Source organism: Streptomyces sp. NPDC047014, assembly GCF_040644195.1.
In the GTDB taxonomy this organism is placed as follows: Bacteria; Actinomycetota; Actinomycetes; order Streptomycetales; family Streptomycetaceae; genus Streptomyces.
Window position 1 is genome coordinate 14767 of sequence record NZ_JBEYVX010000009.1, and the last position, 14521, is coordinate 29287.

Below are 14521 nucleotides of genomic sequence, written 5' to 3' on the forward strand. Positions count from 1 at the left end.
GTCCAGGCGGTTTCCCACCCCTGCCCGTGCCGCCCGTGCCCCGCCCCGGATCATGAACTCCCGTACACCGCCTTGACGTTGTCCTGCGCCGGGTGCGCCCGCCCTGCGGGGCCCGCCGCGAAGGCGCGCAGCAGGTTCTCCGTCACCCGGGTGGTCAGCGCCCCGGAGTGCGCGTCCAGCCCGTGGTTGCGTCCGCTGCTGCCGTCGCCCGTCGCGTCCAGCGCCTCCACCCACCGCATCGTGCCGGTCGCGAAGACCCCCGCCCCGCTCGGCACCGTGTAGTACGCCGTGTCCTGATGGCTCGGCCGCCCCTCGCACACGACCGGCGAGTGGGCCAGGATCTCGATCGGCCGAGGCGTCGGAAACGCCGTGTTGACCTTGTCGTACTCCACCCCCACCAGGTGCTCGAAGCGGTCCCCCGCCTTCACCCCCGTGCCCTCGAACAGCCAGTGGCCCGGGTGGGTCACCACGTACGGCGCGTCCACCGGATAGCCGTCGTAGATCACGCCGAGCAGCGAGCTCTCCGGGTCCGCGCCGGGCGCCGAGCGGAAGTCCACCGTGGCCGGGTGGCCGCGCTTGAAGCCGGGGTCCTGGGCGTAGGAGGACTTGTAGCAGACGAGCGTGCGGTCCGGCCCCAGCTCGCTCGGCTCCAGCCGGATGCGGCGGAAGCAGCAGTTCGCGCCCAGGATCGCGATATTGGTGCCGGCGTCGCGGGCGGCCGTGAAATGCGCCCGCTGCTCGGGCGACCAGTACTCGTCGTGCCCGAGCGAGAGCACGGCCGTCGCGCCCTCCAGCAGCCGCTTCTCCCGCGCCACGTCGGTGGTCGTGGTGTAGGCGAGGGGGATGCCGAGCCGTTCCGCGAGGGCGATGAGCGGAGCCTCGTACACGAGGAACAGGCCCGCGCCGTCATCGTAGTCGTACGGCCGGTCGAAGCTCACGGACAGAGAGCGGGAGGCGTAGCCGCCGCTGGGGCCGTCGTAACTGCCGTAGCCGCCCCACCGGTTGTACGCCTGCCAGGTGGCCACGGCGTTGACCACGACGGTACGACCGGCCGGCGCGGCCGACCGCACGGTGACCGGCACGTACCGCTGGCCCTCGCCGCCCTGCGCGTCGAGCCGCAGCAGATAGCTGCCCTCGGGCCAGTCCTTCGTCTCTACGGTCGCGGTACGGGTCCACCGCGTGCGGACCATCCTGGTCCCGGCGTCCACGGAATGCTCAGGCTGCCGGACCCCGGGCAGGGCTTCCGAACGCCATACGAGGCGGGCGCGGGCACCGCCGTACCAGCCCATGCGGTAGGCGGAGACGGTGAACCGGGGGGCGGTGGTGGACACGTACAGCCCGAAGGACTCGCCGGGCAGCACGCTGACCTTGTCCGCGAACCCCTCGACGGCTCGCGCGGGGCCCGCCTTGGCCACGGCCCAGTCGGCGTTCCCGGGCCGGGCGTTCTCGGCCTGGACGTCGAACCCGTGCGCGGGTGCCGTGGGGGTCCCGCCGCCGCCCTTCTGTTCCCCGCCCTTCCCGCCCCCGTTTCCGGCACCCTTTCCGTCGCCGCTCGCGCAGCCGGCCACGCCCCCGAGCCCGGCCGCCGCCCCCGCGGCCACGACAAGAAACCGCCGCCTGCCCGCGCCACCGTCGGCCTTGTCCCCGTACATCTGATCCAGGGGGGTCACGCTATGTCACGCTCGGGCCCGCACTGTCGGCCGGGCGCGCGTGCGGCAGGGCGGTCAGGCCCTACGCGTGGCAGCGGAGCCGGACAAGGACGGCGTCGGCCGGGAGGGTGGCGCGGTATGCCTCCTCGACATCGGCCGCCGCCTCGGGAGGGAGGCAGATCGTCACCCTCAGCCTGGCCATGGGCCCTCCTGATCCGTCCACCCTGTCGAGTCCGCCCTGCCGATGGGGCGGCGGCCATCACGGCACCCGGGGTGGGATGGGCCGCGCCCCGCGTCGTCAGAAGGCGTAGACCGGGTTGCCGTTCAGGGTCGCGGACATCGCGCAGCTGTTGGAGAACGTGTGCTTCCAGGCGACGCGCTTGCCGTTCAGGACGCCGTCCGCGGTGACCGTGACGGGGTCGTACAGCATCGGGCACATGCGCGCGGGGTTCGGGGCGGCCAGCAGGCGGTTGAGTTCGCCCTCGGTAGCGTTGAGGCTGTCGCACGCGGCCCTCGGGTCGGGGTGGGTGCCCTCGGCGGTGTAGGCGCAGGTGAGGGTGGTCGCACGCAGGATGGTGTCGGTGGCGGCGCCGGAACCCTGCGCGATGGTGAAGACCATCGCGGACGGGCCGTGCGCGCTCGTGGGCTGGGCCTCCGCGATGCCTGTGGCGCCCGCGAGGGAGAGGAGGCTGAGGGCGGATAAGGTGATGATGCGGTGGCGCATGACAGTTTTCGCCTTCGATTCGAGGTTGGGTGTGTCCTGGGGCCTGCGATGTAAGGCCGGACAACACGAGCCTGGCAGGTTCCGGTTGAGGTCGCCAAACGGGCGGTCGAATTACGGACAGGACGTTCGGATATCGGTTCCGGCGCGTCGTTTGTGCAGTTGGCCAGGGCGTTCGGCGCTCTTGCGCGGCTCCGCCGCGAAACGCCCATGCCTGGTGACGGCGCTGCGGGCGTAGGGCGCAGCGGCGCAGGGTGGCGGGATGAATACGGTCCGTCCGGGTTGCGGGCGGAGGGAACCGCTCCGGAGGCCGGGGTCTCTGGGGAGGCATGGGCATCATGATCTTGTTCTTCGGTCTGTTCCTCCTGGCCGGGTGGGCCGTGGCTCTCGGGTGGTCCGGCTACGCGTTCTCCGTGCTGTGGCGAAGCCGGGCGCAGCCGTGGGTGCGCGCCCACGGGCATCCCTTCGCCCGGCTGCTGCTCCCCACGCCCGCCTACGTGCGCTTCGACAGGAAGCTCGCCGTGGCCGCGCTGCTGGCCGACCTGTGGCTGTTGTCGGGGATCATCGTGTTCGGGACGGAGGGCATCTTCACCGAGGCGTGGATGGGATACCCCGGCATGATGGATCCCACGGGGCAGGGGTATCAGGCAGACGCGGTCGAGATGCTGCGGACGACCGCTTGGTGGAGCGCCTCCGCCGCGGTCCTCGGGCGGTGTTGGACCACGGCGGTCGTGCAGCTGTCCGTTCTGCCGCTGTCGGCGCTGTGGGTCGCCTCCTTCGACACCTACTACCGGTGACGCGACCGGTGACCTGGCCGGAGCCCCACGCTCCGGCTGCCGTTGTCCTTTCGAGACCCCTTCGCAACACCTTCGACGGTTCCAACTCCCCTTCCCGGACGTCACATTCGCAGACACTGATCGTCCGAAGGGGGACACCATGACGTCGAGCAAGCCCAGCCGCCGCCCCAGCCGCAGCCCCGCGAGATCCGCCCTGCTCGCCGCGCTCGCCGCCGGGGCGGTGCTGCTGTCCGGGTGCAGCGCCGCCGACAGCGGTCACGGACGTAGCGGCGGTGCCGCCCAGGAGGACGTGCGGCGGGCCCCCGGCGGCAAGCCCGCCCCGGCCCGGACCGCGCCCGGCGCCGCCGGGTCGGCCGACGGGGCTGCGCAGGGTGAGGAGGACGGGCGCAGGACCGCCGCGCCGCCCGTGGACCACCTCTCCACCTTCGCCCTCGACGTGGACACCGCCAGCTGGGGCTACGCCCGCCGCACCCTCGCCGACGGCAAGCTCCCCGACCCCGGTGCGGTCCGCCCCGAGGAGTTCGTCAACAGCTTCCGCCAGGACTACCGGCAGCCCGACGGCGACGGCTTCTCCGTGACCGTCGACGGCGCCCGCACCGAATCCGCCGGCTGGTCCCTGATGCGCGTCGGCCTCGCCACCCGGGCCGGCCTCGGCCAGGAACGGCGGCCGCCCGCCGCCCTCACCTTCGTCGTCGACATCTCCGGCTCGATGGCCGAGCCCGGACGCCTCGACCTCGTACGCACCTCCCTGGACCTGATGACCGACCGGCTGCGCGGCGACGACTCGGTCGCCGTCGTCGCGTTCAGCGGGAAGGCCGAGACGCGGCTGCCGATGACCCGCCTGGACGGCAACCGCGACCAGGTGCACCGGGTCGTCGACCGGCTGCGCCCCACCGACTCCACCAACGTGGAGGCCGGTGTCGTCCGCGGCTACGACGTCGCCGTCGAGGGCCGCCGGGCCGGTGCCACCAACCGCGTCGTGCTGCTGTCCGACGCCCTCGCCAACACCGGCGCCACCTCGGCGGACGCCCTGCTGGAGCGGATCGACGGCGCGCGCCGCGAGCACGGCATCACCCTCTTCGGGGTCGGCGTCGGCAGCGTCTACAACGATGCGTTCATGGAGCGGCTGGTGGACAAGGGGGACGGGCACACCGTGTACGTCTCCGACGCGGAGGAGGCCCGCAGGGTCTTCTGCGACGAGCTGCCCACACAGGTCGAACTGCGCGCCCGCGACGCCAAGGCGCAGGTCTCCTTCGACCCGCGCAACGTCGAACGGTTCCGGCTCATCGGCTACGACAACCGGCGCGTGGCCGACGACGCCTTCCGGGACGACTCCGTGGACGGCGGCGAGGTGGGTCCCGGCCACACGGTGACCGCGCTGTACGCGGTGCGGCTGCGGCCGGGCGCCTCGGGCCATGTCGCCACGGCCACGGTCCGCTGGCTCGACCCCGAGGGCCGCGCCCCGCACGAGGAGTCGGGCCGGGTGGAGGCCGCCGCGCTGACCGGCGGCAGCTGGGACCAGGCCGCGCCCCGCTTCCAGGTCACGGCTGCGGCGGCGTACCTGGCCTCGTCGCTGCGTGAGCGGGACGGCGGCTGGGAGGCGGTCCCGGGCGCGGTCGGCCTGGGCCGGCTCACGGAGATCACGTCCCGGCTGGCGGACCGGACCGAGGACCCCGAGGTGCGCCAACTGTCGCAGGCCGTACGGCAGGCTAACCGCCTGCTGGGCTGACCCGCGCGGCCCGGGCGGGGGTCCGGGCCGTCGCGCGGGATCGGCCTGCTCGCGCCCTGTGCCGTGCGCTCCCGCGCGACACAATTGCCGTTCTGCTGGGCGGGTGAGGGGGAGGGGGCCGCGCATGGGGCTGTTCGGGGGGCGAGGGTGGCGTAGGGGCAGGGAGGGCGAGGCGGCCTTGCGGGCCGAGGCCGCGCGTGCTCCCGGGGGCCGGGTCGCCGAGATCGACCAGGCGCATGTGGACGACGTCGACGGATACGTTCCGTCCGAGGCGATCCGCGGGTTCTGGCTCGTGGACAGCAGGGGGAAGCTGACGGGGGAGTACGAGGCGAACCCTCACTACGGCGTGCCGCAGGACGATTTCAGCAAGTTCACCGTGCCCGGTCAGTGGCTCGGCTGGCTCGGTGACGATCCCGTGGCCGTCGTGCGGGAGGGCATCGAGGGGTGCTTGCGCCCCCAGGTGGCGGACGCGGTCGTCGACTGGGTGAAGATCCTCGAAACGCCCCGGTTCCTGTCGGCCATGCTTCCGGTCCCCGGTGATCAGACGCGGGTCGCACTGCTCAGCCGCATGGCGTTCGCCGCGCCCTTCGCCCTGTCCGTACGCACCGCGCAGCACGGACGTTCCGTCCTCCAGGGGGTGTTCTCCTGGGCGGCCGTGAACCTCGCCTCGCCCCGGCCCCGCAGGGACCGCACCTGGTTCGATCTCGGCGTGAGCCTGGACTGGGCCGCGGAACGGCTGACGGAGCGGATCTACGAGCTCGACGACGAGGGCCCCTCCGCCGTCTGAGGGGCGTGAGCGGGGGCCGCCGGGCGGGAGCCCCCGCCCGGCGCCTGTCGCTCAGCCCGCGTCCGCCGCCGTGTGTGCCCGGACCTCCTCCGGCGTGAGGTACTGGTCCGTGTACTCGAAGTCCCGCAGCGTGCCCGGCTTGAACGTCTGGAAGCCGGTACGGACGAAGTCGTCCCCGGCCACGGCGTTCAGCAGCCAGTTCGTCATCACCCGGGTCTTCGCGGCGCCCGTGCGCAGGGCCGCCCAGTGGTAGCCGCGGGCCACGGCCTGGGCGGGCATACCGCGCAGGTCGATGCCGAGCGGCCGGGAGACGCCGTCGCGGCCGCCGAGGTCCACGACCAGGCCGAGGTCCTGGTGGACGTACCGGTGCAGAGGTGTGCCGCGCAGGGTGGCGACGACATTGTCCGCGGCCACCTTGCCCTGGCGTGCGGCATGCTGCGCGGTCGGCGGGCACACCGCGCCGTCCTTCTCCGCCGCGAGGTCGGGCACGGCGGCCGCGTCCCCGAGCGCGAAGGCGCCCTCCGCCTCCGGCACCCGCAGGTCCGGGGTGACGACGAGCCGGCCGCTCTTGGCGGTCTCGGCGCCCAGCGTGGCGATGAGCGGGCTCGCGGCGACGCCGGCGGTCCAGATGAGGGTGCGGCAGGGCAGGACGCGCCCGTCGGTGAGGGTGACGTCCTCGGGGCCGACCTTGGCCACGGACACGCCGAGCGAGACGTCGATGCCCCGGCGGCGCAGTACGTCGAGGGCGGCGCGGCCCAGCCGGTCGCCCAGCTCCGGCATCAGCTTGGGGGCCACGTCGACCAGATGCCAGGTGATCTCGCGGCGGTCCAGCCGGGGATAGCGGCTGACGGCGTTCATCGTGAGCCGCTGGAGGGAGGCTGCCGTCTCGGTGCCCGCGTAGCCGCCGCCGACCACGACGAAGCCGAGCCGCGAGGCCCGTTCCTGCGAGCCGGGTGCGGCGGCGTCGGCCAGGTCGAGCTGGGCGATCACGTGGTCGCGCAGATAGGCCGCCTCGGCCAGCGTCTTCATGCCGTGGCCGTACTCGGCCAGCCCTGGGATGTCGAAGGTGCGGGTCACGCTGCCGGGGGCGAGTACGAGGTAGTCGTACGGCTGGTCCACCAGCTCGCCGGTGATCTTCCGGATCACGCAGACCTTGGCCCGCGTGTCCACGCCCACGGCCCCGCCGGGCACGATGCGGGTCCGGTGCCGGCGGCTGCGGCGCAGCGAGACGGCCACGGACTGCGGGGTGAGCACCCCGGAGGCCACCTGGGGGAGCAGGGGCAGATAGAGCTGGTAGGAGAACGGAGTGACCAGCAGGATCTCCGCCTCCCCGGGTGACAGGGTGCGCTCCAGGCGGCGTACGCAGGCGACGCCGGCGAAGCCAGCGCCGACGACGACGATCTTCGGTCGCGCCATGATGTCCGTCCCTTCTCCAGGCGTACGGGTCCCCGGCACGCCTTCCCCGGCAGGCCGTTCCTGCACGCGGAAAACGGGACGGATGCCTCCGCAGGCTCTGGCGGGTCACCGGAACGGCCGCGTGACGGGCCGCGGTCCCCTCGCCGCCGGCGGTTTTCGTCCGCTTGACGATATGGAGGGCGGGCCTTTATCGTCGTACTGACGAAATTGAGGGGGTCCTCCATGGCAGACATCACCCGGCGCTTCGGCTGGCGGCACCTGCGTTCCGCGCCCACCGCCCACATCCGCCACCACCGGCGCGGCCGGCTCGTGCACGACGGGCGCGGGCTCAGCTTCTGGTACCGGTCGCTCTCCGCGGCGCTGTCCGAAGTGCCCGTCGACGACCGCGAGTTGGCCATGGCCTTCCACGCCCGTACCTCGGACTTCCAGGACGTCGCCGTCCAGGCCACCGTCACCTACCGGATCAGCGACCCGGCCGAAGCCGCCGAACGGCTCGACTTCTCCGTCGACCCCGACACCGGCAGCTGGCGCGGCGCCCCGCTGGAGCAGATCGCCACGCTGCTCACCGAAACCGCCCAGCAGCACGCCCTGGATGTGCTCGCCCGGACCTCGCTCGCCGTGGCCCTGGTCGACGGCGTCAGCTCCGTACGGACGAGCGTCGCCACCGGCCTCGCCGCCGAGCCCCGGCTCCCGGCCACCGGCATCGACGTGGTGGCCGTGCGCGTCGTGGCCATCCGCCCCGAGGCCGAGGTGGAGCGCGCCCTGCGCACCCCGGCCCGCGAGCAGATCCAGCAGGAGGCCGACCGGGCCACCTACGAGCGCCGGGCCGTCGCCGTCGAGCGGGAGCGCGCCATCGCGGAGAACGAGCTGGCCAGCCAGATCGAACTCGCCCGCCGCGAGGAGCAGTTGATCGACCAGCGCGGTACGAACGCCCGCCGCGAGGCCGAGGAGAAGGCCGCCGCGGACGGCATCCGGACCGAGACGGAGGCCGCCCGCAAGGTCCGCCTCGCCCGCGCCGAGGCCGAGGCGTCGCGCGAGACGGGCGCGGCGCGCGCCGAGGCCCAGGCGGCCTGGCTGCGCGTGCACGACGAGGCCGGCCCGGCCACCCTGCACGCCCTGGCGGCGACCCGGCTGGCGGAGAACCTGCCGCGGATCGAGAGCCTCACCGTCTCGCCCGACGTCCTCACCGGCCTGCTCAGCAGGCTCGGCCGTCCGGAAGGCGGCTCGGACGCGTGAGCCTGGCTCCGCGGGCGGTGCTCGTGCACCGCAGGACCGAGTACGAGGAACTGATCGCCCGGCACGGCACGCACGGGCAGGCCGCCTTCTTCCTCTCCAGCCGCGGCCGGTCGATCGACGAGGTGCTGCGCCGCCACGAGCGCACGCGCGAGGCGCTGCGGGAGGTGGCGGCGGCGGTCCCGCTCACCTGGCGCAGCACCCGCGTGGAGCGGGCGGACCTCGACCGCTTCCTGTTCGCCCCGGAGGACGTGGTGGTCGTGGTCGGCCAGGACGGTCTGGTCGCCAACACCGCGAAGTACCTGTTCGGGCAGCCGGTGGTCGGCATCGACACGGACCCGGGGCGCAACCCCGGCGTCCTGGTCCGCCACCGCCGCACCGACGCGTCCGCCCTGCTGCGGGCGGCCGTCGCGGCCGGGAGCGCGGTGGAGGAACTGACCATGGTCGAGGCCGTCGCCGACGACACCCAGCGGCTGGTCGCCCTGAACGAGATCTACCTGGGGCCGCCCGGCCACCAGACGGCCCGCTACAGCCTGGGCTCCGAGGGCGAGGAGGACGCGGGCCGCGCGGAGGCCCAGGCGTCCTCCGGGGTGCTCGTGGGCACCGGAACGGGCGCCACCGGCTGGCTGCGCTCCCTCTGGCTGGAGCGCGGCAGCCCGGCCCGGCTGCCCGCGCCCTGCGAGCGCCGGCTCCTGTGGTTCGTACGCGAGGCATGGCCCTCGCCCACCACCGGGACGACGCGGGTCGCCGGGGAGCTGGGACAGGGCCAGGGGCTGCGGCTGACCGTGGAGTCGGACCGCATGGTGGTGTTCGGCGACGGGATGGAGGGCGACGCCCTGGAGCTGACCTGGGGGCAGAGCGTACGGCTGGGCATCGCGGGCACCTCCCTGCGCCTGGTGGTGTGAGACCCGCGGCCTGCGCCCGTACTCCGGCTCAGGGACCGGTCTCGAACGCGGGCGCCTTCAGATCCTTGAGGCATGCAGTGTCCGCCGAGCCCGGGGTGTCGAAGAAGGACACCGCGATCTCCTGGGCGCACTCGGAGGTGGCGATCACCACGTGCGGCTCGTACGGGACCGTGACCACCTCCACGTTGTCCAGGGTGCGGGCGACATGGGCTCCGTTGTCCGCGCCGGTCTGCGCGTCGAAGCCGCCGGACAGGGCGAGCGTGGGGATGTCGCTGCGGGTGGCGTCCCGGATGGAGGCGGGCGCCGCCGGGACGTCCCAGACCTCGCAGTCGGGCCGCAGGAAGGTGAGCTGCGGAGCCTGGGCCTGCACCGGGCGCGGGTAGGACGGGAAGGCTTCCTGGCCGCCCCGGAGCGCCTGCTCCTCGCTCTCGTACGGGGTCCACTCGCTGCAGAAGACCCCGTAGACGAGGCCGTGCGCGACCCGGCCCATCGCCGCCGGGCTGAGCTTGCCGCCCGCGTACTGCTGGGCGATCCGCTGGGGCTTGCCGCGCGCCAGCTCGTCCAGTGCGAGCGGGACCTGGGGCGCCACGTGGGTGGCGGAGGTCATCCAGTTCACGAGGGCCGTGCCGTCCAGGACCACCTTCACCGGCTTGTCCTGGCCGGGCACGGTGACGGTGGTCGTGACCGGCTTGGCCTCCAGGTCGCGGACGAGCTTGTCGAAGGTGGCCGGGAGGTCCGGATACCGCTTGTTGCAGGCGGGCTGTTGCGCGCACGCCCTGAACAGGCCGTCGAAGCCCTGCCGGGCGCTGCTCCAGGTGGCGGCCGAACCGGAGCGGGAGGGCGGGAGGATGCCGTCGAGGGCCACGGAGCGGAGTCCGTCGGGGTGCCGGCGCATGGACACGAGCGCGAGGTGGGTGCCGTAGGAGATGGCGTACAGGTTCCACTCCTTGACGCCGAGGGCGGCGCGCAGGTCCTCGTAGTCGGCGGCGCTCTCGGTGTCGTTGTAGGCGGCGAGGTCGATGCCGCGGGCGGCGAGCTTGTCGCGGCACGCCTTGGTGGCCTCGACGTGCAGGCGCTCGGTGGCGGGCGTGCCGGAGGCGAGGCCGACGGCGCGGGCGTTGAACGCGTCGATGTTGGGGCACAGGAGGTTCGGCTCGGCGGAGTACGTGCCGCGCTGGGACATGAGGACGAGGTCGCGGTCGCGGTTGAGCCCGCCGTCGACCGCCATCTTCGCCTCGCCGACCGCGTCGTCCCCGGGGCCGCCCGCGAGCCACACGATGGGGTCGGGCTTGGGGGTGGCGGAGAGGGCGGGCACGATGGCGACACCGAGTCTGATCGTACGGCCGTTCGGCTTCGCGCGGTTCTCGGGCACGGTGAGGGTGCCGCAGCGGGCACCTCCCAGGGCCTCGACCGGTTCCGGGGTCCTCGGGCAGGGGCCCGGCGCGTAGCGGGCGTCGCCGACGGTGCGGGGGACGGTGCCGAGGGGGGTGCCGGGGCTGGGGGTGGGGGTGGGGCTCGGGGTTGCTGCGGCGGCCGGCATCGCGAGCAGGGCCGTGGCGAGGAGACCGGCCGTCGCCGTCCCGGCCGCCGCGGTGCGCAGTCCTCGTACGGTACGCAAGCCACTGCGCCGGTGGCGGGGAGCGTGGGGGTGATGGGTCATCTCGCCCTCCGGGTCATTTCGGAACGATCGTGAACGGCGCCGGCTCAAGTCCCGCCACGCAGGAGGTGTCGGGGGTGGTCGGGCGGGCGAAGAACGACCCCAGCACGCGCTGCGCGCACGGCGACTGCGGGACCACCCAGTGGCCGATGCCGGGAACGACCACGGAGGTCGAGCGGGGCAGGCCGGCGGCCACGCCCTTCGCCCAGCTCGCGCCGGTCTTGACGTCGAACGTGCCGGAGACGATGAGCGCCGGCACCGAACTGGCCGTGGCCACCCGCTGGATCTCCGCGCGGTCCGCGACGTCCCAGACCCCGCAGACGGGGTACTGGAAGGGCAGCTGCGGCGCCTGCGCCAGGACGGTGTCCGGCCAGTCCGGGTAGACCTTCCGGCCCGCCTTGAGCACGTCCGACTCCGTGTAGCCCGGGGCCCATTCGGCGCAGGCGATCGAATTCGTCAGCCCGTGCGCGAACTCGCCCACCTTCTGCACGGAACCGGCGGCGCGGGCCTGCGCGAAGCGCTCGGGGTTGCCGCGGCTCAGCTCGTCGAGGGCCGCCGGGAGGTCCTGGGGGCGGGGGGTGAAGGCGACGATCAGGTTGAGCAGGGCACCGCCGTCGAGCACGGTCCTGACCGGCTTGCCGCCACCCTGCGGGGTGACGTCGAGCGTGAGCGGGTTCTGTTCGAGCTTGCGCACCTGCTCGGTGAGCAGCCCGGGGAGGTCCGGGTAGCGCTGGTTGCAGGCGGGCTGGGCGGCACACGCGGCGAAGATGTTACGGATGCCCTCGGCGGTACTTTCCCAGGTCCAGGGAAGCGTGACGGACTCGGGAGGGGAGACGGAGTCGATCGCGAGCGAGCGGATGCCCTGGGGGTGCAGGCGGAGGTAGGTGAGGGCGAGGTTGGTGCCGTAGGAGTAGCCGTAGACGTTCCACTGGGGGATGCGGAGCGCGGTGCGCAGATCGGCGAAGTCGGCGGCGTTCTCGGTGGTGTTGTAGGCGTCGAGGCCGACGCCGTCGGCGACGAGCCGGGCCCGGCAGTCGGTGACCGCCTTCAGCATGATGCGTTCGGCCTGCCCGGAGTCGTAACCGAGGCCCACGGCCCGCTCGTTGAACCGGTCCACTTCCGGACAGGCGAGGTTCGGCCGGTCGTGGAGGTTGCCGCGCTGGGCCATGACGATGAGCTCGCGGTCCTTGTTCAGGCCGGAGTCGACGAGGAAAGGGATGTCGTCGAAGGTGTCGGCGCCTGGACCGCCCGCCATGAACACCACGGGGTCGGGAGCCGGTTTGCCGGAGGCGGCCGGAATTCTGGCCACGGCGAGCCGGATGGTGCGCCCACCGGGCCGCGCCCGGTTCTCGGGCACCTCCAGGTATCCGCAGGTGGCCTTGCTCAGCGCTTGGCCGACGGGCTCGGTCGCCTGGGGGCAGGGCCCGGGGACGAACCGGGGGGCGGGACTGGGCGCCGAGGCCACCGCGCTGCCGGAAAGGACGCCGGACGCTGCCAGACAGGAGAGAGCGGCCGCTGCAGCCACCGCGCGGATGCTGTGCTTGGGCATGGGGTCTCGTTCCTCTGCCGACATCGCCGGCGGCGGCCACCACAACAGCCCGGACCGCACCGAACAACCGGAACGCGCGCGCCCTTCGACGCTACCGGGTGCCGCGAGGGGGTGCATCCGCAGGGGGTGACGGGGGGTGGCGGGTCGGTCACGCGGGCGCGCTTGACCTCTCGGGGCGTCGACCTTGCGGTCGCGTCGGCTCGCCCCGCAGGTGCGGTTGTTCGGTGTGGGGGCGGCGGACTACCGTGCGCGGGTGGACCTTTTCGGGCGTTCCTGGGGTGCTCTGCGTGCAGCCGTCGCTGATCTGCCGGATGCGGACTTTGCGCGGCCCTCGGGGTGTGTGGGCTGGCTGGTGCGGGATCTTGTGTGTCATCTGGTCATCGATGCGCAGGACGTGCTGATCACCCTCGCCACCCCCGCCGACGCGGAGCCGACCGTCGACGCCGTGAGCTACTGGCAGGTCCAGGAGCGGCCCCCGACCGGTGAGGATCCGCTCGACGCCCTCACCGTCCGGCTCGCCGCAGCGTACGAGGATCCGCACCTGCTGCGGTTCCATCTGGACGACCTCGGCTCCGCCGCCGGTCGCGCCGCCGAGCTGGCCGATCCGCGGGCCCGGGTGGGGACCCGGGGTGAGGTGCTGACCGTGGCCGACTACCTCGGTGCGTACGTCCTGGAGTGGACCCTGCACCACCTCGACCTGATCGCCCACCTCCCGGACGCGCGCCCCCTGCCGCCGGACGAGGGGCTGGCCCGGTCCCGCGCCATGCTGGAGCGGATCGCCGGGGCGGCCTTCCCCGCCTCCCTCACCGACCGGGACGCTCTGCTCCTCGGCACCGGCCGCCGCGCGCCCACCGACGCCCAGCGGGCCGAACTGCGTGCGGCGGGGGTGCGGTTCCCGCTGAGTGTGGGTTGAGCCGACTGCCCGCCCCCTGTGGCTGATCGCTGCGCGGGTTTGTGGGCATACGTACCTGTATGAGCTTCTGGAGTGAGCAGCAGGCGCCCGGCATGGACCGGACGTACATGAGCTATGCGGGCGCCGCGGCGGCTGTGGTCGCCACCGCCGTGGCCGGGGCCAAGGCCGTCGACGCGGACAGTGCCTGGTACCGGTCGCTGGACAAGCCGGCGTGGCAGCCGCCGTCGTGGGCGTTCGGGGTGGTCTGGACACCGCTGTACGCGTCCCTCGCCTGGGCGGTCGGCCGGGGGATCAGCCGTGCCCGCGGGCCCGAGCACGTACGGCTGGTCGCGAGCGCGGGGGCCAATCTGGTGCTGAACGCCGCGTGGAACCATCTGTTCTTCGGCCGGCGCGACCCCCGCGCCGGGCTGGCCGGCACCGTGCTGCTGGACGCGAGCAACGCGCTCCTCATCCGCCGCCTGGCCGTCACCGACCGCCCCGCCGCCGCGGCCCTCGCGCCGTACGCCGCCTGGTGCCTGTTCGCCACCGGCCTGAACCTTTCCCTGGCCCGCCGCAACCCCCGGCGGTAGCCGCCGCCCAGTCCGCCCCAGGCGTCAGTCCCACGCGTTGAAGAGGATTCCGCCCAGCGTGGTGACCTCGTAGGAGCGGATCTGCCGCCATTCCGCCCGGGTCAGGGCTGACGTGTCGACCTTCGAGAGCGGCAGGGCGAGCTGCGCGCGGTCCAGCACGGTGAAGCCCAGGTCGGCGAAGGTCCGCGACCACGGAGGGGGCGGCAGGAACTCCTCGGTGTCGGTGTACCAGTCCCGGCGTTTCCCGGCGAAGGTGATCCACGGGTGGTGGGCGTGACACAGGACCACCGCTACCGCGCCCTCGGCGCCCGCCCCCGCGACGACCGCCGCGCTGTGGAACGTACGGGGGTACGCCTGCTCCTCCATCCCCTCCACCCGGCCCCCGGCCTCCCGCGCGGCGGCGTGCAGGGCCGCCCGGAAGGTGCGCGGAAGGGTGGTCGGGAGGGGGGCGCCTCGTGCTCGGGAGAAGCCCGTGGCCCCTGGGGGCAAGGGGAAACCTGTGGCCTTGTCGACAGTCACAGAGCCCATGATCCACGACCCTGATTCGTTGCGGAAACGATGCAACTTTCGCAATATGTCGCTTTTGGTGAGGCTGG

Annotated in this window: 13 protein-coding genes; 7 read left to right on the forward strand and 6 right to left on the reverse strand. The window is 73.4% G+C overall.

What is annotated here, in order from left to right:
* Nucleotides 1–50 precede the first annotated feature (50 nt).
* Together ABZ873_RS08310 and ABZ873_RS08315 are read right to left on the reverse strand one after the other, a co-directional pair.
* Entirely contained in the window at nucleotides 51–1652 is a 1602-nt protein-coding gene (locus ABZ873_RS08310) for a N,N-dimethylformamidase beta subunit family domain-containing protein (RefSeq protein WP_360867465.1), read from the reverse strand.
* Nucleotides 1653–1947: 295 nt separating this feature from the next.
* On the reverse strand, nucleotides 1948–2373 hold the full coding sequence (locus tag ABZ873_RS08315; RefSeq protein WP_360867118.1) for a subtilase-type protease inhibitor: 426 nt from the start codon (nucleotides 2371–2373) through the stop codon (nucleotides 1948–1950).
* Between the two features lie 326 nt (nucleotides 2374–2699).
* Between ABZ873_RS08315 and ABZ873_RS08320 the strand changes: the two genes are divergently transcribed.
* The 3 genes from ABZ873_RS08320 to ABZ873_RS08330 all read left to right on the forward strand — a co-directional run bounded on the left by ABZ873_RS08320 (nucleotide 2700) and on the right by ABZ873_RS08330 (nucleotide 5683).
* Complete coding sequence (locus ABZ873_RS08320) at nucleotides 2700–3167, forward strand: hypothetical protein (protein ID WP_360867120.1); 468 nt, start codon at nucleotides 2700–2702, stop codon at nucleotides 3165–3167.
* A 139-nt stretch (nucleotides 3168–3306) separates the two neighbouring features.
* Complete coding sequence (locus ABZ873_RS08325) at nucleotides 3307–4896, forward strand: von Willebrand factor type A domain-containing protein (protein ID WP_360867123.1); 1590 nt, start codon at nucleotides 3307–3309, stop codon at nucleotides 4894–4896.
* Between the two features lie 178 nt (nucleotides 4897–5074).
* A complete protein-coding gene (locus ABZ873_RS08330) occupies nucleotides 5075–5683 on the forward strand; it encodes a hypothetical protein (protein ID WP_360867126.1) in 609 nt (202 codons plus the stop codon).
* Between the two features lie 51 nt (nucleotides 5684–5734).
* Here ABZ873_RS08330 and ABZ873_RS08335 read toward each other — a convergent pair whose 3' ends face one another.
* On the reverse strand, nucleotides 5735–7099 hold the full coding sequence (locus ABZ873_RS08335) for an NAD(P)/FAD-dependent oxidoreductase (RefSeq protein WP_360867128.1): 1365 nt from the start codon (nucleotides 7097–7099) through the stop codon (nucleotides 5735–5737).
* Between the two features lie 222 nt (nucleotides 7100–7321).
* On the opposite strand from ABZ873_RS08335, the gene ABZ873_RS08340 reads away from it, so the two are divergent.
* Both ABZ873_RS08340 and ABZ873_RS08345 read left to right on the forward strand, forming a co-directional pair.
* Entirely contained in the window at nucleotides 7322–8335 is a 1014-nt protein-coding gene (locus ABZ873_RS08340) for an SPFH domain-containing protein (RefSeq protein ID WP_360867131.1), read from the forward strand.
* Nucleotides 8332–9237: a hypothetical protein gene (locus ABZ873_RS08345; protein WP_360867134.1), complete on the forward strand. Its 906-nt coding sequence runs from the start codon at nucleotides 8332–8334 to the stop codon at nucleotides 9235–9237. The genes ABZ873_RS08340 and ABZ873_RS08345 overlap by 4 nt, the downstream gene beginning before the upstream one ends.
* Nucleotides 9238–9265: 28 nt before the next feature.
* Here the strand turns inward: ABZ873_RS08345 and ABZ873_RS08350 are convergent, their stop codons facing one another.
* Complete coding sequence (locus ABZ873_RS08350) at nucleotides 9266–10855, reverse strand: alpha/beta fold hydrolase (protein WP_360867137.1); 1590 nt, start codon at nucleotides 10853–10855, stop codon at nucleotides 9266–9268.
* A gap of 55 nt (nucleotides 10856–10910) precedes the next feature.
* A complete protein-coding gene (locus ABZ873_RS08355) occupies nucleotides 10911–12443 on the reverse strand; it encodes an alpha/beta fold hydrolase (protein WP_360867140.1) in 1533 nt (510 codons plus the stop codon).
* Between the two features lie 253 nt (nucleotides 12444–12696).
* Here ABZ873_RS08355 and ABZ873_RS08360 point away from each other — a divergent pair, with 253 nt between their 5' ends.
* Nucleotides 12697–13356, forward strand: a complete 660-nt coding sequence (locus tag ABZ873_RS08360; RefSeq protein ID WP_360867143.1) for a maleylpyruvate isomerase N-terminal domain-containing protein — start codon at nucleotides 12697–12699, stop codon at nucleotides 13354–13356.
* 59 nt (nucleotides 13357–13415) lie between these two features.
* Nucleotides 13416–13925, forward strand: a complete 510-nt coding sequence (locus tag ABZ873_RS08365) for a TspO/MBR family protein (protein ID WP_360867146.1) — start codon at nucleotides 13416–13418, stop codon at nucleotides 13923–13925.
* Between the two features lie 24 nt (nucleotides 13926–13949).
* Here the strand turns inward: ABZ873_RS08365 and ABZ873_RS08370 are convergent, their stop codons facing one another.
* Nucleotides 13950–14444 (reverse strand): hypothetical protein, encoded by a 495-nt coding sequence (locus tag ABZ873_RS08370; RefSeq protein ID WP_360867149.1) that lies wholly within the window; start codon nucleotides 14442–14444, stop codon nucleotides 13950–13952.
* Nucleotides 14445–14521 lie beyond the last annotated feature (77 nt).

Bases quoted from the DNA above. Each gene is read 5' to 3' on its own strand.
- ABZ873_RS08310 (WP_360867465.1), bottom strand. From the start codon at position 1,652: ATGTACGGGGACAAGGCCGACGGTGGCGCGGGCAGGCGGCGGTTTCTT.
- ABZ873_RS08315 (WP_360867118.1), bottom strand. From the start codon at position 2,373: ATGCGCCACCGCATCATCACCTTATCCGCCCTCAGCCTCCTCTCCCTC.
- ABZ873_RS08320 (WP_360867120.1), top strand. From the start codon at position 2,700: ATGGGCATCATGATCTTGTTCTTCGGTCTGTTCCTCCTGGCCGGGTGG.
- ABZ873_RS08325 (WP_360867123.1), top strand. From the start codon at position 3,307: ATGACGTCGAGCAAGCCCAGCCGCCGCCCCAGCCGCAGCCCCGCGAGA.
- ABZ873_RS08335 (WP_360867128.1), bottom strand. From the start codon at position 7,099: ATGGCGCGACCGAAGATCGTCGTCGTCGGCGCTGGCTTCGCCGGCGTC.
- ABZ873_RS08340 (WP_360867131.1), top strand. From the start codon at position 7,322: ATGGCAGACATCACCCGGCGCTTCGGCTGGCGGCACCTGCGTTCCGCG.
- ABZ873_RS08355 (WP_360867140.1), bottom strand. From the start codon at position 12,443: ATGCCCAAGCACAGCATCCGCGCGGTGGCTGCAGCGGCCGCTCTCTCC.
- ABZ873_RS08365 (WP_360867146.1), top strand. From the start codon at position 13,416: ATGAGCTTCTGGAGTGAGCAGCAGGCGCCCGGCATGGACCGGACGTAC.